The following is a 23,080-nucleotide window of genomic DNA, read 5'->3' as shown; positions in this document are numbered from 1 at the left end:
CCGTGATTGTTGCTAAAAGGAATATGATATAATTTCACTAGACCTATTACAGATTGCGAGGACATAAGCGGTGAAAGATAAATTAACTGAGCATAGTATCCGATTGTTTGAGAAAAAGGGGTTTAAGGAAACGTCTATTCAGGACATTGTGGATTCCATAGGTGTAACCAAAGGGACCTTTTATTATTATTTTTCTAGTAAAGAAGAACTCTTAATGGACATTAATCTTGGTTACATTAATTATTTACTAGAAAAACAAAAAGAAATTTTAGCGGATAACAGGAGCTGTAAAGAGAAGCTATTCGAGATTGTGTACTTGCTGATAGGTAATATAAAAACACAGGGATATGCTGCTAAAATCTTCTTTAGAGAAATGAAAAATCTAAACGAAGAAAGACTAGCCTTAATCGTACCTAAACGGGATGAATTCCGTTTGAATGTTGAGAAAATACTAATCGATGGAATTGAAATGGGAGAGTTCCGAGCAGACTTAAATGCGCATATCGTAACCTTTGGTATTCTAGGTGCATCCAATTGGAGCTATCAGTGGTTTAATCCAAATGGAGTTTCTACTGATCGTGAAGTGGCAGAGATCTTTGTTGAAATGATATTAGAGGGAATTCAAGCAAATTAATGCAAATAAATGGAGGGTTTTTGTCTAACAGCTAAACTCTCCTATCTTTATTACCTACTATCCGGTCGGAATGTGCAGAAGAGACTGAGTTTTTTAAAAAAAGGGAGTGTTTCTATGCCTCACCAAATGAGTAAAGATACAATTCCAGTCCGAAAAGGGGAGGAATTAGATTTAGCTGTGTTGGAACAATTTTTACGCAGCAATATTGAAAACCTGCCAAATAGCCCCCTTGAACTTTTGCAATTTTCCGCAGGTCATTCTAATTTAACGTATCAAATAAAAATAGGTGAATGGGAAGCTGTTTTGCGACGTCCTCCTTTAGGACCTGTTGCACCTAAAGCACATGATATGGAAAGAGAATTTAAAATTATCTCTGAGCTTCATCCAGTCTTTTCTGTCACCCCGAAACCAATCCTGTTTTCCAAGCAGGAGGAGATTGTGGGAAGTCCATTTTTTATCATGGAACGGAAAAATGGTTTGGTCATTGACACTTCTTTTCCGGAGGAAATAATGGTAACGAAGGAGCTATGCCAACAATTGTCCGAGGTAATGGTTAACAAATTAGTGGAGCTTCACGGGATTAATTATAAAGAGACTGGACTAGGAGCGATAAGTAAGCCGGAGGGATTCATAGATAGACAGGTTCATAGCTGGTTAGGTCGCTATGAAAGAGCGAAAAGTGATGAAATTGCTGCGGTTGAATCCTTGAAAAAATGGCTGTCAGGTAATATTCCGGTTCAACATACAGCTGCCATCATTCACTATGACTTTAAATTTAATAATGCGATGTTTAATGAAAGCTTATCGGAAATGGTGGGGCTATTTGATTGGGAAATGACAACAGTTGGTGATCCGCTTGCAGATCTTGGAGTGGCCATGAGCTATTGGAATCAAGCTGATGATCCTGAGGAATTAAAAAAGGGGCTAGGAAAAGCGCCTGTAACCTTAAATGATGGATTCTTTACGAGAAAGCAATTTATTGAGCTTTATGCGAAGAAAAGCGGCCGGGACGTAGCCAATATGAACTTTTATTTAACCTTTGCCTACTTTAAACTAGCTGTCATTTGTCAACAGATTTACTATCGATATAAAAAAGGTCAAACCAATGATCTTCGGTTTGCTCATTTCAATTATAAAGCAAAAATGCTAATAGAGCATGCCGCTATGGTTGCTTCTGGGGAGTTGTAGGAGGTAATAACGTGGGCAGGCAGCGCGGATGTCGGGATTTACTAGCGGATAGCGGGAATTACTGGCGGATGGCCCGGATTTACTGGCGGATAGCGGGAATTACTGGCGGATAGCAGGATTTACTAGCGGATAGCGAGAATTACTGGCGGATAGCAGGATTTACTGGCGGATAACGGGATTTACTGGCGGATAGCAGGATTTACTAGCGGATGTCGAGATTTACTGGCGGATAGCAGGATTTACTGGCGGATGGCCGGGAATTACTGGCGGATAACGAAATTTACTAGTGGATAGCAGGATTTACTAGCGGATGGCGGGATTTACTAGCGGATAGCAGGATTTACTAGCGGATAACGAAATTTACTAGCGGATAGCAAGAAGATAAGGGAGGAAGATTTTATTGAAAAATAATGATTTATTAATTGAAAAGCTAGGACCAGTTTTGTCTTTAACATTGAACCGCCCAGAAAGTTTGAATGCATTTAGTCCAGATATGATACTAGGATTGAAAGCCGCACTTCAGGAAGCAAAGAATGATCTTGATGTACAGGTAATTGTTTTGTTCGGGGCTGGCCGCGCATTTAGTGCTGGCGGTGATGTAAAAACAATGGGGCAGGCAGATGGGAATCAAACCTATGAACATATAGGTAAACTAAATGAGCTCATTCTATTGATGAAGGATTTAGAAAAACCGATTATCGCTTCTGTGCACGGCTTCGCGGCAGGTGCTGGTTTCAATTTAGCGTTAGCGTGTGACATGATTGTTGCGGCTGAGGATAGTAAATTTGCCCTTAGCTTCTCGAAGGTTGGTCTCGTTTCTGATGGTGGGGGATCTTATTTCCTTCCGAAACTAATCGGACCACACTTAGCCAAGCAGTTCTTCTTCAGTGCAGAACCGATCCCTGCAAAGCGTCTCTACCAATTAGGCGTGATTAATGCTTTGTTCTTATTAGAGAGACTACAAGAAGAAACAACGAAAATAGCACTTAATTTAGCACAGGGTCCTGGAAAAGCATTTGGTAAACAAAAGAAATTAATTGACCATTCCTTAAACGCAACACTCGAAGAAATCCTAGAAGAGGAGCGGCTTACTCAAGTATTAATGGTTCAAACAGAGGATCACAAGGAAGGCGTCGCTGCCTTTAAGGAAAAAAGAAATCCAGTATATAAAGGCAGGTAGAAAGGGAGTTTTTACATGAAAGCAATTCAATTAGAAAAATTTGGCGGACCAGAAGTATTAGAGATTGTTGAGATTGATAGACCCGTTCCAACAGGGCGTGAGGTACTAATTGAAATAAAGGCAATAGGCGTTAATTATGCAGATACAGCGAGAAGAGAGGGACAATATGTCGTTAAAACCCCTCTCCCATTTATTCCAGGAGCAGAAATTGCTGGAGTGGTTACAGCTGTTGGTGAAAAGGTGGAGAGTGTTAAGCCGGGGATGAGGGTCGTAACGTTAATCGAATCAGGAGGATATTCAGAATTTGCGCTTGCTGATGAGCGCTCATTGATTCCGATTCCTGAGCAGTTAGACTTTCAGAATGCAGCAGCTTTACCGCTCCAAGGGTTAAGTGCCTATCATGTGTTAAAAACGATGGGACGTTTGGAGAAAGGGGAAACTGTTCTCGTTCACGCTGCCGCTGGTGGTGTTGGAACTCTTTCTGTACAATTAGCTAAGCTGTTTGGTGCAGGGAAAATCATTGCAACCGCTAGCTCTCCTGAAAAATTAGAACTAGCCCGCAAAATGGGTGCAGATGTCCTGATTAACTACAGTGAATCAAACTGGGTAGAACAGGTTCTTGAAGCAACTGGCGGCAAAGGAGTAGATGTTGCACTTGAGATGGTAGGCGGAGAGGTTTTCAATAACACATTAAAATGTCTAGCTACCTTTGGACGTCTTGTTGTATTTGGTGCAGCAAGCGGAGAGCAGATCAGAATGTATCCGTCTTCCCTGATGGCTCGAAATCAGTCTGTTATCGGCTTTTTCCTGCCGCAGATAATGAGAAAACCTGAGTTGCTTCAGTCTAGTTTAGTAGAATTACTAACCTATCTTGGGGAAGGAAAACTGAAGCTTACAATTGGCGGTGTGTTCCCGTTAGAGGAAGCAGCAAATGTACATGTGTTATTACAATCAAGAAAAACGACAGGTAAGTTACTATTAGAACCATAAATCCTTCACAAGTAAGTGTTTTGAGGTCTGGAGATTTCCGGGCCTCTTTTTTCGTGGGTATATTAACAAACTATGAACAAATTATTAAATAGCAGGGAAGTTTTTGCGATATAGTTGATATGAGATAAAAATCGTATAAACTGAAGAAAAGAAGAGATTTTGCTGGGAGTTGACGGATATTGAAAATACTCGTAATTGAAGATAATACAAGTGTGTGTTCGATGATAGAAATGTTTTTTGCAAAGGAAGGACTTGAAGGTACCTTTGTCAATGATGGTCTTGAAGGATACAACACGTTCAAAACAGGAACATGGGATGCTTTGATTGTCGATTGGATGCTGCCTGGCATGGATGGAGTAACCATTTGCCGGAAAATTAGAGAGGAAAAATATACGGTGCCCATTATTATGTTGACTGCGAAGGATACAGAGTCTGATCAAGTGCTCGGTCTTGAAATGGGAGCAGATGACTATGTAACCAAGCCTTTTAGCCCGCTTACTCTAATGGCAAGAATTAAGGCGGTTACACGCAGATATCAAACGCAAGTGACGTCTCAAACAGAGGATTTCCTACAGACAGAACATTTTAAAATAAGCAAAAATACCCGTGAAGTGCTTGTTGATGGGGTGCCAATTACAAATCTTACACCAAAAGAGTTTGATCTCTTATATTATATGGTGGAACATCCGCGGCAGGTTTTTTCAAGAGAACAACTGCTTGAACGGGTTTGGGGATATCAATTTTACGGTGATGAACGGACGGTAGATGTTCATATTAAACGACTGCGAAAAAAAGTTGAAACTGCATCCCAGCCATTCTTCCACACTGTATGGGGAGTAGGTTATAAGTTTGATGAGTCGATTCAAACAGATAAGAATTAAATATTTTTCTCAACAGTTTATCAGCCATATTAGTATCATTATTGTCGCATTTCTTGTCTTAAGTCTTTTGTTTGCTCATTATGTTGGAAATTTGGTTTATGAGGAAAAAGCGGATGAATTAATCTCTTATGGAGAAGCCATCATTTCTGATATTGAACGGAATCCGATTGCTATGGATCAAATTATCACTCAATATAGTAATTCTTTACGTTCAAGAAAGATTAGCTTTAGCATGTTTGACCAAGAAGCAAATCTTTATGCTGTCGGACGTAGTGGACCTGCAATTGAGTTGAAACCTTCAGAGTGGGAAAAAATTACAAATGGTAAAACCATTATTGTCCAAAGTGATTATAAACGATTTGATCAAGACGGTGTGACATTTGTTGTTTTACCCTATATTGATAATCGTGACAGGTTTGTGGGTGGGATATTGTTAACCTCACCAATCAGTGGGTCCAGTGCTATGATTCGCCAGGTGAATCAATTTTTACTTTATACAATCCTAATTGCGTTAGGGGTTTCGTTTTTACTCAGCTGGCTGCTATCAAAAATCCATGTGAATCGGATAAAACGGCTCCGTGAAGCAACATCGCTTGTCTCAGCTGGGGATTATCATGTCCATGTACCATCCTCTAATTTTGATGAAATTGGTGAATTAGCGAATGATTTCAACCACATGGTAAAAAAATTAAACTATTCTATGGAGGAAATTGATGCACTGGAGAATCGCAGACGTCAATTCATGGCGGATGTTTCTCATGAAATGAGGACACCGTTAACCACCATAAGCGGGGTTATTGAGGGCTTGAAAAATGACATGATTCCTGAAGAGGATCGAGAACGTGGGATCAATTTAGTGAGTCAGGAAGCAAAACGGCTTATGCGTCTTGTTAATGAAAACCTTGATTATGAAAAAATCCGCTCCAATCAAATTCAGTTATTTAGGGAAGACATTCAGCTATTAGAACTATTAGAAATTATCCAAGAGCAATTATTCGTACAGGCTGAAGAGAAAAATGTAGAAATTATTGTTGAGGCGGACGAAGAGGTGATGGTCAATGCTGACTATGATCGACTTGTCCAAATTTTAATTAATATAACCAAAAATAGCATCCAATTTACCTCCGATGGAACAATTTGGCTTAGAGCTAGAAAAGATATTCTAGGAACGATTATTGAAGTTGAGGATACAGGTATTGGTATTGATCCGAGTGAAGTCGAAAACATTTGGAGACGTTTTTATAAAGCAGATATTTCTAGAACAAGTAATCCATATGGGGCATTTGGTCTAGGTCTATCGATTGTAAAGCAACTGGTACTTCTTCATAATGGAGAGATTGATGTGCAAAGCGAAAAAGGTAAAGGTACAAAATTTACCATTACATTCAAACAGTAAGCAGCAGGGAGATTCCTGCTGTTTTTATTTTTCTAAATATCCGACTTTTTTCTTAATAATTTCCAAATCCCGTTATAGTTTGTTAACAATTTTTTCATAATTATGGGCTAAATTATAAGTAAGATAACTCAAATTTTAGTGTAAAGGAGAAGAAAGAGTATGAATTACAGAGATGAATTCGAAAGAGAAAGTGAGAATAATCTACAAAATACATCAGACGAAATTTCAGATGGTTATGATAGCAAACAAGAAGAAAAAGAACTAGAGACACAATCATTACTTACAGAGAACGAGCCAGTAGGGAAAACGGAGGAATTGGAAGTAGAGAAAAATGAAGAAGAAACAGTGCCTGAACAACCTGCGAACCGAGTAGAGTTTAAAAACAGTACAAAGAAAAAGAGAAAAAAGGTAAAAGGTTTTGCCTCAATGGTAGCAGCAGGTGTGGTGGGATCTGTGTTGACATTGACCGTTCTCCCATACACCAACTACTTGGATAATTTCCGACAAGCAGATGAAAAACAACCCCTAGGTATTACTCAGCAAAACGCAAATTCAGAATTGAATACCGTAACAGCACAGCCAACATCTGCAAAGTCGTCCTCATCAATTGCGGATACAGTCGAGCAACTCTCAAAAACGATTGTAGGAATTGTCAATTACCAACAGCGTCAAACCGGAGGATTTTATGGAAGCAGTTCCTCTCAAAATGTTGAGAGTGGTACAGGCTCAGGGGTTATTTTTCAAAAGAATAATGATACTGCCTACATTGTAACCAATAACCATGTAGTGGAGGGTGCTACTAAACTAGAAGTATCGCTATATAACGGAGAAAAAGTAAGTGCTGAAATTGTTGGAACAGATGCCTTAACTGATTTGGCAGTTTTGAAAATTGATAGTAAACACGTTGAAGCCATTGCACAGTTTGGTGATTCTTCCACTCTAAGGCCAGGTGACCAGGTTTATGCAATCGGAAACCCGCTTGGACTTGATTTTGCTAGAACGGTAACCGAAGGAATTGTTAGTGCAATCAATAGAAGTATTGCGGTTTCTACCTCTGCAGGAAATTGGGAAACTAATGTCATCCAAACAGATGCAGCGATTAATCCCGGAAATAGTGGTGGTGCGTTAATAAACCCGGAAGGATTAGTGATTGGAATCAACAGCTTGAAAATTTCTGAAAGCGGCGTAGAAGGGTTGGGCTTTGCAATACCAAGTAATGACCTTCTTCCAATTGTGAATGAATTAATTGACAACGGAAAGGTAGAGAGACCATATCTTGGTGTAGGACTTGCTGATTTAACAGAAGTGCCACAATTATATTGGGAGAACCTTCCTGAAAGTGTCAAGGAAGGAGTTATGATTACAGCGGTTGAACCAAACTCTGCAGCAGCCAATGGTGGTATAAAAGCACAGGATGTAATTGTTAGCATGAATGGTACAAAAATCGCCAACTCCTCAGAATTAAGAAGATTTTTGTACTCCGATGTAAAAATTGGCGATGAAGTTAAATTTGAAGTATATCGTGACGGAAAGCTTACCACTGTAAACGTTAAGCTAGCGAAATAACCTAAGGGAGCAAACAATAGAATGGTTTTTATCAAGGAAAATAAAAAATTGGTTTTCGTTATAGGAGTACTCATACTCGCAATAGGTGTTTTTCTAAGCTTAGCTCTATCAAAGGATAAAGCTATCGCAAAAATAAATGGTGATTCCATCAGTAAGGATGAATTGTATGATGTGATGGTGGAGCAATACGGAGCATCTACAGTGGAACAATTGATAGCTGATAAAATTGTTGCCTCTGAAGCAAAAAAACAAAAAATAACGATCTCAGATGAAGAATTGAATAAAGAAGTGGATAAATTAAAGGAGTCTTATGGCGGCGAGGAAGTTTTTGATCAGGTACTGGCTTCAAATAATACAACAGTCGATGTACTTAAAGAGGATCTTAAAAACTATTTGACTATGCGTAAATTAATTGAACCGCAAATAAAAATTACGGATGAAGAATTAAAGACTTATTTTGATGAAAATAAAGATTCTCTTGGTGAAGCAGAACAAGTAAAAGCAAGCCATATTCTAGTTGAAGATGAAGCAACTGCTAAAGAAATTAAACAAAAGCTAGCAGATGGAGCCGATTTTGCAGAGTTAGCAAAGGAATACTCAACGGATGAAGGGTCCAAGGAAAATGGCGGAGAGCTTGGATTTTTCCCAAGAGGTACAATGGTAACAGAATTTGAAGATGTAGCTTTTTCGCTTCCAATAAATGAAATTAGTGAGCCAGTAAAATCTGATTATGGGTATCATATTATTAAGGTTGAAGAGAAAAAGGAAGCAAAAGAGGCAAATTTTGATGATAGTAAGGCTGCAATAAAAGAAACATTGATAGATGAAAAAATGGAATCAGAATACACTACTTGGCTTGAAGAAAAGAAAAAAGATTACGATATTGAGAATAGCCTTGAAAGTGTTGTAGGATAACTTTTCATTAAGAGGTGAGAATGGTGAATCAGGTCGGAAGATATGCAGCTAGTGAAGAAGTAGATGGCCTGGAACTGATGAAAATGGTTATGGAACTACCTGAAAAAGACAAAATGCTCATGTGGTCTCAAGGGTATATCGAACTCGTAGTTGAAAAAATGCCGGAATACGCTCGTGATATTTTGGACAATCGAAAGAAAAAATGGGAGGATACGAAGGCATTTTATCTGGATCAGATTGAAGAAATACTTAATGATGAGGAATTTAAAAAACAGGCAAAGGGCGAACGGAAGGAGTTTGCCCTGTTTGTCATGGAGCACTATCGTGAGCTCCAGTCCCTATTGTTTGCTGCTTATGATGGAAAAATAACCGAAGAAGACGTAAGGAAATTTGTCTATAGGAGAAAGTTTGGCGGAAGGAAAAAGTATCTTCATTAGTTAAAACTTTTCTAATTGTCTGAATAAATAGGCTTGCAATGATGGTTAGAACTATTTACAATAGAATTGACTTATGTTGAAACGGAGGTGTAAAGAGATGGTTCGTTCTATTTTTGTACGTGTACAGTGGCTTGAAGCGCTATATTTGTGCCGTGCAATTTTTCATGAAGTAGTTTTCAAAGGGGGGAGTCTGTCCTTTTTTCAAAATTACAAAATGAATATAGAACGATAAACACATCTCTTTACCCATTATTAAAATAGGTGAAAAGAGAGTGCCTTTTAAGCACTCTTTTTTCATGCCAATTTTTCGATGCGGGTATCTATGGATGCCTGCATTTTTTATGTTAAGAGAGTGTTCAAAAAAGGAGAATGAACATGATCGTATGTAGTGTTAATCATATAGCAAAATCATTTGGCGGAAATATTATTTTTGAGGATTTATCTTTTGAAGTTCACGAAGGAAATCGGGTGGGCTTGGTTGGGCGAAACGGCAGCGGGAAAACCACATTGTTAAAGTTGCTTGCTAATCAAGAATCAGTTGATGGTGGAGTTATTCATTGGAAAAAGGGTTTAAAAATAGGCTACCTTGCCCAAATTCCTGATTATAAGGACTTAACCGTGAAAGAAGTACTAAAAACTGCCTTTGTGCAATTAGTAGAAACAGAAACAAAACTTCAACAATTAGAGGTAGAAATGGGGCAAGAACTGACACCTGTCCATTTACAAAGACTTATGGATCAATACGGAAAACTTCAGGATGATTTCATTCTTAACGGCGGATATGAAATGGATGCGCAAATGGACATGGTTTCCCATGGGTTAAATATTATTGGGCTTTTAGATAAACATTTTTCGCTCTTAAGCGGCGGCGAAAAGACGAAGGTTGGACTCGCGTTAAGTTTATTAAAGAAACCTGAGCTGCTTTTGTTAGATGAACCGACAAACCATTTAGACTTAATGGCAATTGAGTGGCTTGGGACATTCCTTAAGGAATATTCAGGGACAATTATTCTCATTTCCCATGACCGCTACTTTTTAGATGAGGTCGTAACCAAAGTTCTCGACATGGAGGATGGTGAAATTGAGCTTTACCATACAAACTTTAGCGGGTTTGTAAAAGAGAAGGAAGAGCGATTGCTAAGGGAGTTCCAGGAATATCAGGAGCAGCAGCGAAAAATCAAAAAAATGAAGGAGGCAATTAAGCGTCTTCGTGAATGGGCAAATCGTGCCAATCCACCTAGCGCAGCACTTCATAAACGGGCTACGAATATGCAGCGAGCACTTGATCGGATCGAGAAACTTGACCGTCCGAAGCTGGATGTGAAGAAAATGGCGATTGATTTTGAAGCCAATGACCGGAGCGGAAAGGTTGTTATCCAATTAGAGGGTGTCTCAAAAAGCTTTGGCAGCCGGACTTTGTTTGAGAAAGTAAATATGCTTGTTCAGTACAAGGATCGGACCGCGATTGTTGGTGAAAACGGAACAGGAAAATCGACGCTGTTAAAGATAATTCTAGGTGAATGTGAAAGTGACATGGGAATTGTTAAGATTGGTAGTAATGTGAAAATCGGCTATTTATCACAGCATGTCTTTCATACCATTGGAGAGGAACGGGTAATTGATGTATTCCGGTCTGAAGTAAGCGTTAATGAGGGGGAAGCAAGACATATTCTAGCGCGATTTTTATTTTATGGACCAGCGGTATTTCGAAAGGTCAATCAATTGAGCGGCGGCGAAAGGATGCGATTGCGCCTTGCTCAGCTGATGTATCAGGATATTAATCTTCTCGTGCTGGATGAACCGACTAACCACCTTGATATTGATTCGTGTGAGGTTTTAGAAGAGGCATTAGAACATTTTAACGGCACAATTTTGGCAGTATCTCATGACCGTTATTTTCTCAATAAATTGTTTACTAAAATTTATTGGCTTCAGGACGGAACTGTTTATTTCTTTGACGGAAACTATGACTGGGCAAAAGGAAAGCTAAATGCAGTAAAGGTTTCGCAGCCAACACCACCTGAAAAAGTAACAGCAATAAGGAATGACAAGCCTTTTAAAGCAACGTCAGTCACCAACAAAGCGGTTGAGATTGAACAAAAGATTGAGGAGTTAGAAGGCCTCATTCACACATTGAAGCAGAGGATGGAATCAGGGATAGATTTGGAAATGCTTCAAAAACAATACACCGAATTAGAGCAGCTGGAAATAGAAAGAGAACATTTATATAAACAACTGGATGATGTCGTTTAAGTTTTCTGTCAATCCTCAAGAGAAGTTCTCTCTTGGGGAATTATTTGTTAGCGTTTATAATGTAAATGGAAGCAAAAAAGGAGGAGAAAAATGGTTTATTTAGCGGATACGTCTCGTTATGGAACGATGAAATACAATAGGAGCGGTCGGTCGGGCTTACAATTGCCTGCCATATCATTAGGGCTATGGCATAATTTCGGCGGAGTTGATACATATGAGAATGGACGATCAATGCTTAGAAGCGCATTTGATTTAGGGATTACTCACTTTGACCTTGCAAACAATTATGGGCCGCCGCCTGGGTCCGCAGAAGAAATGTTCGGCAAAATAATAAAAAGTGATTTTGCACCTTACCGGGATGAGATGATTATTTCCACTAAGGCTGGTTATACAATGTGGCCAGGACCATACGGGGACTGGGGTTCAAGAAAATATCTTATTTCTAGTCTAGATCAAAGTTTAAATCGAATGGGACTAGACTATGTTGATATATTTTATTCTCATCGTCCAGACCCTAATACTCCACTTGAAGAAACGATGGGCGCACTAGATTCAATTGTCCGCCAAGGTAAAGCATTGTATGTTGGTATTTCAAACTATAGTGCGGAGCAAACACAGGAAGCGGTAAAAATCTTAAATAGATTAGGAACTCCACTTGTTATCCATCAACCAAGCTATTCAATGTTAAATCGCTGGATAGAAAATGGATTGCAGGATGTGCTACAAGAAAATGGAGTAGGCTCGATTGCGTTTTGTCCGCTGGCGCAGGGCTTGTTAACGAATAAATATTTAAACGGAATCCCAACCGATTCCCGAGCGGCAAAAACACAAAGCTTTCTAAGTAAAGATCAAGTAACAGAAGATATAGTAAATAAAGTGAAAAAGCTGAATGAAGTTGCGGTTGAACGAGGACAAAATCTAGCACAGATGGCTCTTGCGTGGGTTCTTAGGGAAGGTAGGGTAACATCCGCTTTAATCGGTGCCAGTAGGGTAAGTCAGATAGAAGAGAATGTAGCTGCTTTGAAAAACCTTTCCTTCTCTGAGGAAGAATTAAATAGGATTGAGGATATCTTAAAAAGTTAATAGGTCTTAATCCTGTCCCTTGTGCTGTTTTTGCTCCTAGATTTAAATCTGCTAGATTATCTCCTTGGAATATGATGTATGTGAACACACATGGAGGTGAAGAGATGGCAGTAGTAAAAGCCACTTCTCAACATATTGACCTTTTAGCAAGGCTGCTTAGGGCAGAAGCAGAAGGAGAAGGCATCCAAGGAATGCTGATGGTGGGGAATCTTGGAATTAATCGCATTCGAGCAAACTGCTCTGATTTTAAGGGTCTTAGGACCATTCCGCAAATGATTTATCAGCCACATGCATTTGAAGCAACAACAAAGGGTTATTTTTATCAACGCGCAAGATCGGCAGAAAAGCGCTTGGCTCAAAGGGCTATTGATGGTGAAAGAATTTGGCCGGCTAAATTTGCGCTATGGTATTTTAGACCGGAGGGCGATTGCCCGCAAACGTGGTATGACCAGCCTTTGGTTTCTCGGTATAAATTGCATTGTTTTTATCAGCCTACAGCAGAAGAATGCGAAAATATTTATAGCACCTATTAATCGAATGGAGCCGTAATCACGGCTCTAATTTTTTTGCTTTTCGAAATATACAGTAATCATTATAATTAAATTTATTAAAAAGATAAGGTTGGTCCAAAATGAAAAGATTTTCAATGAAACAATTAATTCTTCTCCTTACCGTTACATTAATGGGTGTAATATGGTCCGTTATATTTCACAAGCCGCTGGTAATTGGGTTTTTACCAGGTTTTCTTATTCTAGTCTATCTTTCAATGCAGAATAAGCAGGGTGTCATACAAATCCTTCAAATCAGTATAAGAGGAGTTTATAAGACTAGGATTGTCATATTAATTCTATTCCAAGTTAGTTTTTTACTCCCTTCCTGGTATCTTTTAGGAACGATTGAACAAATGGTGAAAATCGCACTGTATTTTATTAATCCTCATTATTTTTATGTTTTAACATTTGTCGCTGCGTTGGTCTTTTCTATGCTGCTTGGAACAACAGTTGGAACTCTGAGTGCGATTGGTATTCCTATATTGGGGACAGCTGTGGTATTAAATTTGCAGCCCGAGATTGTAGCAGGAGCATTGGTTTCAGGTGCGTTTGTCGGGGACAGAACCTCTCCATTTTCGAGTGCTCATCAGCTGCTAGCACATACAATTGAATTACCAGTAAAAAAACAATGGAATGCGATGTTATTTACTACATTTATCGCTGTAGGAATGTCTATTCTTTTTTACGGAAGTTTCGATATCTTTTCTGAAGTAAACGTACATCATTTAGAGCCTTTACGATGGAGTGAACTATCGATGATCAAGTTTATTCCACCCATCATTTTACTTCTCTTAGTTTTGTTTCGAGTTAGTATTATTAATGCTTTTCTATCAAGTATCATTTCCGCTGGCATCCTATCGTTGATTGAAGGTGTTCCGCTAGTAGAAATAGCTCTCGCATTTTGGAATGGAATTAAAGGTCTCGGCGGGGGCTTTCTTCATATGTACGAACTATTGCTGTTTCTTGCCTTAGCGGGTGCCTATAATGGTCTATTGGAGGAATTGAACGTCATTCAGCCTTATCTTGATAAATGGCTGCAAAATTCAACTTCTTTAGCAGGAGACACGTTTAAAACCTTGCTAGCCACTCTGTTAATCAGTTTTATTGCCGCAAATCAAACGCTGCCGATTATCCTAACGGGAAGGTCCTTCTTGCCTCATTGGTCAAGTAAATATGGGAAAGCAGAATTGGCAAGGGTCATGGGGGATACGACCATGATTTTCCCGGGGATGGTGCCTTGGAGTGTGTTGGCGATTATGTGCAGTACCATAGTCGGAATACCCATCCTTGAGTATTTACCCTATGCATTATTTTTATGGCTTTTACCTTTTTTGACGCTAATGGTTTCCTTGTTCAAACATTTCCAAAAATCAAAAGGAATAGCAACTGCTTAACGTAATGTGTCTTTTAGTTAAGCATGAACTCTCTTGTAATTACATATAAGTGGTTATATAGAACTTTGGACAAGGGATGGGTATCATGCTTAAAAAATTGGCGGTTATCGGATTTGGCAGTACGATGATTGGTGTTGGGGTGAACGGATTTATTTTGCCCTTTCATCTTATTAATGGCGGGATGTTTGGGATTAGTATTTTATTTAACTATCTATGGCATTTTAGTATTGGGTTGACGTTTATTTTTTTGAATATTCCTGTTTACTTACTAGCGTATAAGTCTGATATAAACTACTTTACTTATGGATTAATCGGGGCTTTTTTCTCAGGTTTCATGATTGAAATCTTAATGCCTTTAAAGGATGTATTTCATTTACCCATTATCAGTTCTGTGATTATCGGTGGTACTATCGTTGGAATTGGGGTAGGGACGATGTTAAGGAATCAGATAAGTCCAGGCGGAATGGATCTACTGGCTTTACTGTTCGCAAAATGGACAAAGGTTAACGTAGGGATTATAGCTTATGCAATTGATACCGTGATTATTATGTCGAGTCTTTTGCTGCTTCGGGAGCCTAGATTACTATATTCGTTATTAATTGTTTCAATTGTTGGATTACTAGCGACAGCCATCACCTCGGTCGGACATTATGAAAAATGAAGAGGTTTTAGTAAAATAGGGTCATTAATATTGAATAGAGGTTACTATGTTGAAGTTAGTAAATGATCATATAAAAGAGAATTTAAAGATTCTATTCGTGGGATTTAATCCAAGTATTCGTTCAAGTGAAACGGGGCATCATTTTGCCAATCCAAATAACCGGTTTTGGCGCATTTTACATGATGCAGGGTTGACTCCTCGGAAATTCGAGGCTGCTGAAGATGCCAAACTATTAGATTTAGGGATGGGGATTACAAATATTGTGGCTAGGCCTACGAAAGCTGCAGATGAGATTACAAAGGAAGAATATAAAGAGGGCAAAGAAATACTTAGGAATAAAATTGAGCTATTAAAGCCGAGGGTGGTCTGTTACGTAGGAAAGGGAGTCTATCAGGAATACAGCGGCATGAAAAATGTTCCGTGGGGGAGGCAGGAGAAACCCGTCGTCCCGGGAACAATTGATTTTGTCGCACCATCGTCCAGCGGCTTAGTAAGAATGAAAGTGGAAGAAATCGTAGAGATTTATATCGGACTTAAGGAAATAATAGAGTGATTTTAAGAATTATATATATAGTTCGATATATCAGATTTATATGAAATATATCAGTGATAAGTGGAATATATCAGCGAAAAATGAAATATATTAGCGAACAAAAACTCGAAGGACCAAATGAGTCCGTCGAGTTATTTTTCGAACTTTTTACGATAATGTGCCAAGGCCAGCAAAGGAAATATATAGCGGTAGCTGTGATAATGTATATAAAAAGCCCCGGCCATTCCTTGTCCTTTTGGATAGGAAGTGGTCCAATCTTCTTTTTGTAAATTCGTCAACAAATACGAAATACCTTTGCGGATTTCAGAAGTGGGTTGTTCTGAAACACTTATTAATGTATCCAGCGCCCAGGCGGTATGGGTTAAGGTGCTGACTCCCAGTGGTTTATAGGTTTCTTTACTATCACTATAACAGGATTCACCCCAGCCGCCATCTGCATTTTGAATTCGATGCAGCCATTGGATTGCTTTTTGAATCGAAGCATCACTACTTGGAACTCCAACCTCAGATAAACCTGTCACCGCGCCCCAGGTACCGTAAATATAACAAATACCCCATCTTCCATACCAAGAACCATCCCGCTCTTGGTGATCTAACAGCCACTTTACTCCCTTTTTAATACTTTGATGGTCACTTGATAAATTGGTATAGTTGCCAAAAAACTCAAGAGTACGCCCTGTGATATCAGCACACGATGGATCAGTTAGGATAAACTGAGCCTTCTCAATAGGCAGAAATTCAAAAAGCTTGGTATCGGTATTTTTTTCAAAAGCAGCCCAGCCGCCATCATCGTTTTGCATCGAAAGTAACCAGTTAATCCCCCGATTCCATGCATCAGAAGAATTTATTCTAGAAATTGATCTCAAAGATGCGGTTGTGTCATCGACATCCGGATTGATTGTATTAATATTTGAAAATCCCCAGCCTCCTGGTAAACTGTTAGGATTATGAATTACCCAATCTCCGAATTTGTCGTGCTGCCGGGCTAGTAAATATTGATTAGCTTTCAAAACCATTGTATCCTTTGGTGGAATTCCTGCTTCTTGCAGTGCGCAGCCAATTAACGAGGTATTCCACACATTTGCCGTCGTGTATTGCATATGCGGAAGTCCGTTAATGGTCGTTCTCATCGCTTTAATCCCATCAATAGCCGCTGTAATAACAGGGTCGTTTTTCTTATTTCCCAGTGCGAGGAGGGCGAAAATCATTAAAAAGGTGGAGCTGTAGTAGCTGAAAAACGTCCCATCTGCTTCTATGTGGTCGAGCATATATTTTTTAGCCCGCTGTAGTGCCAGCTTATGAAGCTGTTGGGGCAGACCTATTAAATCCTTAACCCCTTTTTCAATAAAAGAGAAAAGGGAATGCATTTCCTCCGAACGAACCCAGGTATCAGAATCATCACGTCCTACACGTAAATCGGAAAGGTCAGGACTCTTTTTCGTTGTTAGCGTAAATTTCTTATCAGTGAGAATTAGCAAGGGGGTCAGATTGGCCCTTCCATATACAGAAAAGGAATAGAAATTGATTGGAAAATTGAGTGGTAATAGGATGATCTCTATCGGAAGGGGGGAGAAGGATGGCCATTTCATTTGCCCTGTTAGGGACAGCATCACTTTTGTAAACATACTAACTTCATCCAAACTGCCCTTGGATAAAATAAACTTTTTTGCAGCTCGGAGCCGTTTATCCTGCTTATTAAAGTATCCAGAGTATAGGAGTGCGTAATAGGATTCTACGGTGGCAGTGAGATTACCAGTCACTTCATCATAAAAAAGCTTCCAGGCACCATTCTTTTCTTGTCTCTGTAAAATCCTCTCGGCCAGCCCCTTAATTAATTCTTCATCATTTATTTCCAATGTCCGTAATAAAATGATCATATAGGCATCTGTCGATAACCCAGTTTCAAATGGATAGTGCCAAGAGCCATCGGGAGATTGATCCCTTCTAAGCATTTCAACAAGCCAGTCAATGCCTTTACTTGTATTGATCATCGCAAAACTTCATCCTCTCCCAATTGAATTTTCTCATCTATACATATTCAGCAAGTATACAGAGAATTCTCGAGGGGGGTTATGATTATTTTTTTTATCAGAAGCAGAGAAAAAACTCCGATTGAAACCATTAAGGACGAATTAAAGGTAAAAATGAAAAAGGGTTCAGTAATGGACTCCAATACCTTAACAAAAGAGGAACAAGGTCTGTTAGAAAAGATAATAAGGAACACAAGCGAACTGAACCTGAATAATGTGACAAGGACAAAGGCCTATTTTGATGTATACCAAGAACATCCCGAAATCCATTGGGCATTTTTAGGGCATATGGTATCTAGAAATGGCGGCTGGAATATGACCGATTTAAAGGGTGAGCTCCTCACACGCCTGCTTACGAATAAAGAGAGGAATGACTTTTTTACCTTTTTAGAACGTGGAAATTGGCTGATTTTTCAAGACGCTTATCCACAATTTTTACTATACATTGAAAGCATAAAAAGAAAGAAACCATTATTTTATTTGTTGCCTTATTTGAACATATCTACCTTTATGGAGACGATTTGGAATCACTTTTGGAGGGTACCTGACACCTATATTCTCACTATGGCTCTAATTATTAATGAACAAAATTATTTGGAAAAAAGGGTAATCCAAAACCCCAACTACCAAAAGGAAGTCTTAAACACGCTAGAGTTTAAACTGCAGGATTATCTTTCATTTAATCATATTTTGTTTCCCTATCGAAAAAAGAGCCTCGCCGGGCAAACGCTTCATCAGTTTCAATCTCTACATGAGCGTATTCTTTTAGGGAAAAGATTGTATGCTGTTCTTTTTCAAAATATGGAATTGTTAAATCAATTTGTACAATGGGCAAAAGTACACCACCATACAGGGTCAAGAAAGGATTATTGGCCGCACATTTTCAATAATGTGAATGAAGGGATTCCTGGAATTCCCTATCAGCTTCGCTTAAATGCCTGCAAGCTTAGGTGGGGAGCAAGGAAAATTTATAGTCCTGATTTAACGACTGGGTGGAAAAATGTTCATCATCAAGAAGCGGAAAAGGGAGATTGGTTTAGTGATTGGCAGATAGCTGACTATCTCTCGGAGCTTAATGAAACACAAATTAACGGGGAGATTGAATATGAATACTGTAAAACGCTTGAAAGGCTTGAACTTGCCGCCTTGGCAAAAAAAGTCATTACCATTTTTGATTAAAGAGTATGGCCCTGTAATCATATTGGCTATATTGCTGGGTACTTCCTTGGATCTTTACTTTGTTGGCAAGAAAATGTACATGTTTCCAATTCGACCATTTCCTGAGGTGTTGTCATTTAATATTGCCTTCACCTTTGTAGGATTACCAATTCTCGTTCTGGTCTACTTAATGATGATGAAGAAGGTTACGAAATGGGGGAAGATTGGAATTATACTATTTCTGAGCTTACTGATGCCTATAGTTGAAAGGTTTTCTGAACTATTTGGCCTATTCGAGCATTCTGTTGATTGGAAGCATATCTATAGCTTTTTTGGCTATCTGGTTTTCTTTTCGTTTATTTTCTTATTTTATCAATTGACAAATAAAGAACATTAAAAAAGCCAAGACATCATGTCTTGGCTTCTTGTAATGCCGCTACCAACGACACTACGTACCCCTTCCGTCCGTACAGTGGTTAAGTGTCCCGCAACAAGCGAATGTTCGGAAGAGGTACTGTTATAATACCACAAAATTGAGGATTTAATCCATGAAACTTTCTTTTCTGCTGTAGAAAGTGTATGATAAAAATGATTTTTTACATAAAGGAGATGTTCATTGTGGCTAAAAAAGGACACATTCAAATGCAAAACGGAGAAAAGATTGAATTCGAATTATATCCAAACGAAGCACCAGGTACTGTTGCAAACTTTGAAAAGTTAGCAAAAGAAGGCTTTTACAATGGGTTGAATTTTCACCGCGTAATTCCTGGATTTGTAAGCCAAGGCGGCTGCCCAACTGGAACTGGAACAGGTGGCCCAGGTTACACAATTAAATGTGAAACACAAGGAAATCCACACACACATGTACCAGGTTCATTATCAATGGCGCATGCTGGTAAAGATACAGGCGGCAGCCAATTCTTTATCGTTCATGAGTCCCAGCCACATCTAAATGGTGTTCACACTGTTTTCGGCAAAGTGACTTCTGGTCTTGAAGCAGCAAAAGCAATGCGCAATGGCGATGTTATGGAAAAAGTGGAAGTATACGACGAAGAATAGGATGTACGAAAGGAGCCGAGCAATTGGGCTCTTTTTTCGTATGTTCAAAACGCAAGAATGAATCCAATCTCTCGGGGCAAATTAACGTAAAAACATCACTATGGGAGGTTTTTATGAAAAGAATTGCTCTGTTTCTAATCCCATTTCTGTTGCTGTCCTTACAAAGTCCAGCATCAGCTGAAAAAAATGACCAAAGGCAGTTTAAGGCAGCTATTATTATTGATGATTTTGGCGGTGGCACAGGCGGAGTTAGAGATTTCCTTGAAGGGGACGTCCCAATTACCGCAGCGGTTATGCCCTTTACTGAACATTCAAAGGAACACGCCGAATTGGCACATGAAAATGGCTTTGAAGTCATCGTTCACTTACCGATGCAGCCAAAAAGAGGAAAGCGCTCATGGCTCGGTCCGAAACCCATTACGGTAGATCTTTCACCACAAGAGGTGAAGCAAAGGGTGAAGGATGCATTAAAGTCCGTTCCCTATGCAGTTGGGATCAACAACCATATGGGTTCCCTAGCAGTCGAGGATGAGGAAATCGTAAGAGCGATCGTAGAAGTCGCCAAGGAGAAGAAGTTGTATATTATCGACAGTGGTACAAGCCCTAAATCAAAGTTTCAAAAGGTTACAGAGGAAATGAACGTCCCGCTTTTAAAAAGAGATGTCTTCCTAGATGATATTTCCTCCTTAAGCCATGTGAGAAAACAGATGAAAAGATTGGCTAAAATAACTGAATTTACTGGAAGCGGAATTGCCATTGGACATGTTGGGGTAACAGGAAAGGTATGTTCAGTAGGTATTTATCAATCAATGGAAGAATTTAAACAACGTAACATCAAAATTGTGCCTGCCTCGCAGCTATTTTCCACACAATTAACAGAACAATATTTAAAACCATAAAACAGGGCAACTGCGGGTTGCCTTGTTTTATGTTAAAATACGTGACAGACAATACAAATAGAAAAAAGGCTGTAAGGGAGAAGAAATTCATTATGAAACTAGTATCTTGGAACGTCAATGGGCTTCGAGCCTGTGTAAATAAAGGCTTTTTAGATTATTTTAATAATGTTAATGCAGATATTTTTTGTGTCCAGGAGACAAAATTACAAGAAGGTCAAATTACTCTTGAACTAGAGGGGTATCATCAATATTGGAATTACGCAGTTAAAAAGGGATATTCAGGAACGGCGGTTTTTACAAAGAAAGAACCAATTTCAGTCACTTATGGTTTAGGAAATGAGGATTCACAGGATGAAGGTCGAATTCTTACATTAGAGTTTGAGGATTTTTATCTTGTAAATGTTTATACACCGAACTCTCAAAGAGATTTAGCTAGACTAGGCTTTCGATTAGATTGGGAAGACAGAATCATCGCACATTTAAAAGATTTAGACCAGGTTAAGCCTGTAGTTTTATGTGGAGATCTAAACGTGGCTCATAAGGAAATTGACTTGAGAAATCCAAAATCTAATTTAGGTAATTCTGGTTTTACAGTGGAGGAACGGGGAAAAATGACTTCCCTGCTGGAGTCAGGATTTGTAGATAGCTTCCGCCATTTTTATCCGGAAAAAGAAGGCGCTTATACGTGGTGGAGCTACATGGCCAAGGTTCGTGAGCGGAATATTGGCTGGCGGATTGATTATTTTATTGTCTCCGAAAAACTTCGTGACTCCTTAATTTCTGCAGATATTCATTGTGAAATAATGGGCAGTGATCATTGCCCTGTTGTTCTAGAATTTGAATTGTAAAGTCTTATAAGTTTTTCTTATGATGAATCATAAAAACCTTGTAATTTTAATTATCGATTGATTAGAATAAATTAGAATTAAGAGGTGATTCAGTATGGATATTAAAAAAGACGTTCAGCAGCAATTTGGGAAAAATGCAAACTCTTACGTTTCCAGTCCCATTCATAAGGATGGAAAAGACTTAGCAAAAATGGTGGAAATGGCCAAACTAAATGGTCAGGAAGTTCTGCTTGATATTGCAACTGGCGGCGGACATACAGCCAATGCATTTGCTCCATTGGTTAAAAAGGTAACAGCAGTCGATCTTACTGCAGAAATGCTGGCAGCAGCTGAGAATTTCATTAAAGATAATGGTCATCAAAATGTTGAATTTATCCAAGGCGATGCCGAGCAGCTGCCATTTACGGATGAGTCATTTGATATTGTTACCTGTAGAATTGCGCCACATCATTTCCCTCATGTGGATTCATTCATAAAGGAAGTACATCGAGTATTAAAGCCGAAAGGACAATTCTTACTTGATGATAATGTAGTTCCAGAGAATAAAGAATACGATCAATTCTATAATTCGATTGAAAAGTTACGGGATTATAGCCATTATCGTGCTTGGAAAAAATCCGAATGGATCCAAAAGCTTGAGGAAAGTGGTTTGGAAATATTTGAATGGCACCGATTTGAGAAGACTTTTCGTTTTGAACCATGGTGTGCGAACATGAAGCTGCCGGAACCTGAAAAGAGTCATTTAACGCAATTGATTCTTAAATCATCAAAAGAAATCAAACATAAATTTAGAATTCTGATTGAGGATGATAAAGTTGATTCTTTTGTTGGAGAAGCCATTGTTTTAAAGGCGATAAAAAGGTAAGTAAAAACCCATAGTATAAAAGAGGATGATCTCTTTTATACTATGGGTTTTTAAAATTCAAAAGGACTATGCAGGTTATTAAGTGCTGTTCCAAAAACATCAAATTCAGGTGATTTTTCACCGTTACTTGAGTTTTCATCCTGGTTTTCCTGATTTGTAAGAATTTTGTCAGCATCTTTTTTCTGGATATAACTCAAGGTTACATCATCTCCTTTTTTTGGGAATGAATCATATTGTATTTTTTCCCATTAAAAAGGTTCTAAACCATTTTATTTTTTATTTGGTACAAATTCTTTGAAGGATTTACTGCTGGGATTGGCTAATTTATTAGTATTTTTCACTTCTAAAAAAATCATTAAAAATTAGTGTTGATTTTTGTCGTAATTCGTTGTAAGATTATCAATGTCGCCGCTACGACGTGGCGAAGTTAGCAACTTAGTTTTCTATTTTAGTTTTAAATACATGCGGGTGTGGCGGAATTGGCAGACGCACCAGACTTAGGATCTGGCGCCGCAAGGCGTGGGGGTTCGACTCCCTTC

At 38.8% G+C, this 23,080-nt stretch carries 24 protein-coding genes and 1 tRNA gene; 23 read left to right on the top strand and 2 right to left on the bottom strand.

Annotated elements, in window-relative coordinates:
• Nucleotides 1-70 precede the first annotated feature (70 nt).
• From MLOOGBEN_RS14835 to MLOOGBEN_RS14765, 16 genes are all read left to right on the top strand, one after another.
• Nucleotides 71-634: a TetR/AcrR family transcriptional regulator gene (locus MLOOGBEN_RS14835; protein ID WP_179159047.1), complete on the top strand. Its 564-nt coding sequence runs from the start codon at nt 71-73 to the stop codon at nt 632-634.
• A 126-nt stretch (nt 635-760) separates the two neighbouring features.
• Entirely contained in the window at nt 761-1,822 is a 1,062-nt protein-coding gene (locus MLOOGBEN_RS14830; protein WP_256989111.1) for a phosphotransferase family protein, read from the top strand.
• 400 nt (nt 1,823-2,222) lie between these two features.
• Nucleotides 2,223-3,002: an enoyl-CoA hydratase/isomerase family protein gene (locus tag MLOOGBEN_RS14825; protein ID WP_179159045.1), complete on the top strand. Its 780-nt coding sequence runs from the start codon at nt 2,223-2,225 to the stop codon at nt 3,000-3,002.
• Nucleotides 3,003-3,017: 15 nt separating this feature from the next.
• Nucleotides 3,018-3,992 carry a quinone oxidoreductase family protein gene (locus MLOOGBEN_RS14820; protein ID WP_179159044.1) on the top strand — a complete coding sequence of 325 codons (975 nt, stop codon included), beginning with the start codon at nt 3,018-3,020 and terminating at the stop codon, nt 3,990-3,992.
• A 179-nt stretch (nt 3,993-4,171) separates the two neighbouring features.
• Nucleotides 4,172-4,873, top strand: a complete 702-nt coding sequence (locus MLOOGBEN_RS14815) for a response regulator transcription factor (protein ID WP_179159043.1) — start codon at nt 4,172-4,174, stop codon at nt 4,871-4,873.
• Nucleotides 4,845-6,269 (top strand): sensor histidine kinase, encoded by a 1,425-nt coding sequence (locus MLOOGBEN_RS14810; RefSeq protein WP_179159042.1) that lies wholly within the window; start codon nt 4,845-4,847, stop codon nt 6,267-6,269. The genes MLOOGBEN_RS14815 and MLOOGBEN_RS14810 overlap by 29 nt, the downstream gene beginning before the upstream one ends.
• A 159-nt stretch (nt 6,270-6,428) precedes the next feature.
• Complete coding sequence (locus tag MLOOGBEN_RS14805) at nt 6,429-7,835, top strand: S1C family serine protease (RefSeq protein WP_179159041.1); 1,407 nt, start codon at nt 6,429-6,431, stop codon at nt 7,833-7,835.
• A 21-nt stretch (nt 7,836-7,856) separates the two neighbouring features.
• Nucleotides 7,857-8,750 (top strand): peptidylprolyl isomerase, encoded by an 894-nt coding sequence (locus MLOOGBEN_RS14800; RefSeq protein WP_179159040.1) that lies wholly within the window; start codon nt 7,857-7,859, stop codon nt 8,748-8,750.
• A gap of 20 nt (nt 8,751-8,770) precedes the next feature.
• A complete protein-coding gene (locus tag MLOOGBEN_RS14795; RefSeq protein ID WP_218781199.1) occupies nt 8,771-9,187 on the top strand; it encodes a hypothetical protein in 417 nt (138 codons plus the stop codon).
• 73 nt (nt 9,188-9,260) lie between these two features.
• A complete protein-coding gene (locus tag MLOOGBEN_RS29610; protein WP_306430747.1) occupies nt 9,261-9,419 on the top strand; it encodes an RAxF-45 family protein in 159 nt (52 codons plus the stop codon).
• 143 nt (nt 9,420-9,562) lie between these two features.
• Nucleotides 9,563-11,440, top strand: a complete 1,878-nt coding sequence (abc-f, locus tag MLOOGBEN_RS14790) for a ribosomal protection-like ABC-F family protein (RefSeq protein WP_179159039.1) — start codon at nt 9,563-9,565, stop codon at nt 11,438-11,440.
• A gap of 90 nt (nt 11,441-11,530) precedes the next feature.
• A complete protein-coding gene (gene mgrA / locus MLOOGBEN_RS14785) occupies nt 11,531-12,523 on the top strand; it encodes an L-glyceraldehyde 3-phosphate reductase (protein ID WP_179159038.1) in 993 nt (330 codons plus the stop codon).
• A 104-nt stretch (nt 12,524-12,627) separates the two neighbouring features.
• Nucleotides 12,628-13,056, top strand: coding sequence for a cell wall hydrolase (locus MLOOGBEN_RS14780; RefSeq protein ID WP_179159037.1), 429 nt, complete (start codon nt 12,628-12,630; stop codon nt 13,054-13,056).
• Between the two features lie 98 nt (nt 13,057-13,154).
• Nucleotides 13,155-14,468, top strand: a complete 1,314-nt coding sequence (locus MLOOGBEN_RS14775; RefSeq protein WP_179159036.1) for a Na+/H+ antiporter NhaC family protein — start codon at nt 13,155-13,157, stop codon at nt 14,466-14,468.
• Nucleotides 14,469-14,553: 85 nt separating this feature from the next.
• Nucleotides 14,554-15,129, top strand: a complete 576-nt coding sequence (locus tag MLOOGBEN_RS14770) for a YitT family protein (RefSeq protein ID WP_179159035.1) — start codon at nt 14,554-14,556, stop codon at nt 15,127-15,129.
• A gap of 49 nt (nt 15,130-15,178) precedes the next feature.
• On the top strand, nt 15,179-15,682 hold the full coding sequence (locus MLOOGBEN_RS14765; RefSeq protein ID WP_179159282.1) for a mismatch-specific DNA-glycosylase: 504 nt from the start codon (nt 15,179-15,181) through the stop codon (nt 15,680-15,682).
• 131 nt (nt 15,683-15,813) lie between these two features.
• Here MLOOGBEN_RS14765 and shc read toward each other — a convergent pair whose 3' ends face one another.
• Nucleotides 15,814-17,673, bottom strand: coding sequence for a squalene--hopene cyclase (gene shc / locus MLOOGBEN_RS14760; protein ID WP_179159034.1), 1,860 nt, complete (start codon nt 17,671-17,673; stop codon nt 15,814-15,816).
• Nucleotides 17,674-17,754: 81 nt separating this feature from the next.
• Between shc and MLOOGBEN_RS14755 the strand changes: the two genes are divergently transcribed.
• The 6 genes from MLOOGBEN_RS14755 (at nt 17,755) to MLOOGBEN_RS14730 (ending at nt 22,541) form a co-directional block, all read left to right on the top strand.
• Complete coding sequence (locus MLOOGBEN_RS14755; protein ID WP_179159033.1) at nt 17,755-18,891, top strand: DUF2515 domain-containing protein; 1,137 nt, start codon at nt 17,755-17,757, stop codon at nt 18,889-18,891.
• Nucleotides 18,884-19,267, top strand: a complete 384-nt coding sequence (locus tag MLOOGBEN_RS14750) for a CBO0543 family protein (protein WP_256989110.1) — start codon at nt 18,884-18,886, stop codon at nt 19,265-19,267. Before MLOOGBEN_RS14755 ends, MLOOGBEN_RS14750 begins: the two co-directional genes overlap by 8 nt.
• A gap of 245 nt (nt 19,268-19,512) precedes the next feature.
• The gene (locus tag MLOOGBEN_RS14745) at nt 19,513-19,929 is read left to right on the top strand and encodes a peptidylprolyl isomerase (RefSeq protein WP_179159280.1); all 417 of its coding nucleotides are present in this window, start codon (nt 19,513-19,515) and stop codon (nt 19,927-19,929) included.
• Nucleotides 19,930-20,042: 113 nt separating this feature from the next.
• The gene (locus tag MLOOGBEN_RS14740; RefSeq protein ID WP_179159032.1) at nt 20,043-20,828 is read left to right on the top strand and encodes a divergent polysaccharide deacetylase family protein; all 786 of its coding nucleotides are present in this window, start codon (nt 20,043-20,045) and stop codon (nt 20,826-20,828) included.
• A 92-nt stretch (nt 20,829-20,920) separates the two neighbouring features.
• Nucleotides 20,921-21,676 carry an exodeoxyribonuclease III gene (locus MLOOGBEN_RS14735; RefSeq protein WP_179159031.1) on the top strand — a complete coding sequence of 252 codons (756 nt, stop codon included), beginning with the start codon at nt 20,921-20,923 and terminating at the stop codon, nt 21,674-21,676.
• 94 nt (nt 21,677-21,770) lie between these two features.
• Nucleotides 21,771-22,541 carry a class I SAM-dependent methyltransferase gene (locus tag MLOOGBEN_RS14730; protein WP_179159030.1) on the top strand — a complete coding sequence of 257 codons (771 nt, stop codon included), beginning with the start codon at nt 21,771-21,773 and terminating at the stop codon, nt 22,539-22,541.
• Between the two features lie 50 nt (nt 22,542-22,591).
• On the opposite strand, the gene MLOOGBEN_RS14725 is transcribed toward MLOOGBEN_RS14730, so the two are convergent.
• Nucleotides 22,592-22,738: a hypothetical protein gene (locus tag MLOOGBEN_RS14725; protein WP_179159029.1), complete on the bottom strand. Its 147-nt coding sequence runs from the start codon at nt 22,736-22,738 to the stop codon at nt 22,592-22,594.
• A gap of 275 nt (nt 22,739-23,013) precedes the next feature.
• Between MLOOGBEN_RS14725 and MLOOGBEN_RS14720 the strand changes: the two genes are divergently transcribed.
• Nucleotides 23,014-23,080, top strand: a tRNA-Leu gene (locus MLOOGBEN_RS14720).

This window comes from Bacillus sp. EB106-08-02-XG196 (assembly GCF_013396335.1).
In the GTDB taxonomy this organism is placed as follows: domain Bacteria; phylum Bacillota; class Bacilli; order Bacillales; family Cytobacillaceae; genus Neobacillus.
This window is presented reverse-complemented; position numbering and strand designations above follow the sequence as displayed.

Bases quoted from the DNA above. Each gene is read 5' to 3' on its own strand.
- MLOOGBEN_RS14830 (WP_256989111.1), top strand. From the start codon at position 761: ATGAGTAAAGATACAATTCCAGTCCGAAAAGGGGAGGAATTAGATTTA.
- MLOOGBEN_RS14820 (WP_179159044.1), top strand. From the start codon at position 3,018: ATGAAAGCAATTCAATTAGAAAAATTTGGCGGACCAGAAGTATTAGAG.
- MLOOGBEN_RS14810 (WP_179159042.1), top strand. From the start codon at position 4,845: ATGAGTCGATTCAAACAGATAAGAATTAAATATTTTTCTCAACAGTTT.
- MLOOGBEN_RS14805 (WP_179159041.1), top strand. From the start codon at position 6,429: ATGAATTACAGAGATGAATTCGAAAGAGAAAGTGAGAATAATCTACAA.
- MLOOGBEN_RS14800 (WP_179159040.1), top strand. From the start codon at position 7,857: ATGGTTTTTATCAAGGAAAATAAAAAATTGGTTTTCGTTATAGGAGTA.
- MLOOGBEN_RS14795 (WP_218781199.1), top strand. From the start codon at position 8,771: ATGGTGAATCAGGTCGGAAGATATGCAGCTAGTGAAGAAGTAGATGGC.
- MLOOGBEN_RS29610 (WP_306430747.1), top strand. From the start codon at position 9,261: ATGTTGAAACGGAGGTGTAAAGAGATGGTTCGTTCTATTTTTGTACGT.
- abc-f (WP_179159039.1), top strand. From the start codon at position 9,563: ATGATCGTATGTAGTGTTAATCATATAGCAAAATCATTTGGCGGAAAT.
- mgrA (WP_179159038.1), top strand. From the start codon at position 11,531: ATGGTTTATTTAGCGGATACGTCTCGTTATGGAACGATGAAATACAAT.
- MLOOGBEN_RS14780 (WP_179159037.1), top strand. From the start codon at position 12,628: ATGGCAGTAGTAAAAGCCACTTCTCAACATATTGACCTTTTAGCAAGG.
- MLOOGBEN_RS14775 (WP_179159036.1), top strand. From the start codon at position 13,155: ATGAAAAGATTTTCAATGAAACAATTAATTCTTCTCCTTACCGTTACA.
- MLOOGBEN_RS14770 (WP_179159035.1), top strand. From the start codon at position 14,554: ATGCTTAAAAAATTGGCGGTTATCGGATTTGGCAGTACGATGATTGGT.
- shc (WP_179159034.1), bottom strand. From the start codon at position 17,673: ATGATCAATACAAGTAAAGGCATTGACTGGCTTGTTGAAATGCTTAGA.
- MLOOGBEN_RS14755 (WP_179159033.1), top strand. From the start codon at position 17,755: ATGATTATTTTTTTTATCAGAAGCAGAGAAAAAACTCCGATTGAAACC.
- MLOOGBEN_RS14745 (WP_179159280.1), top strand. From the start codon at position 19,513: ATGCAAAACGGAGAAAAGATTGAATTCGAATTATATCCAAACGAAGCA.
- MLOOGBEN_RS14740 (WP_179159032.1), top strand. From the start codon at position 20,043: ATGAAAAGAATTGCTCTGTTTCTAATCCCATTTCTGTTGCTGTCCTTA.
- MLOOGBEN_RS14735 (WP_179159031.1), top strand. From the start codon at position 20,921: ATGAAACTAGTATCTTGGAACGTCAATGGGCTTCGAGCCTGTGTAAAT.
- MLOOGBEN_RS14730 (WP_179159030.1), top strand. From the start codon at position 21,771: ATGGATATTAAAAAAGACGTTCAGCAGCAATTTGGGAAAAATGCAAAC.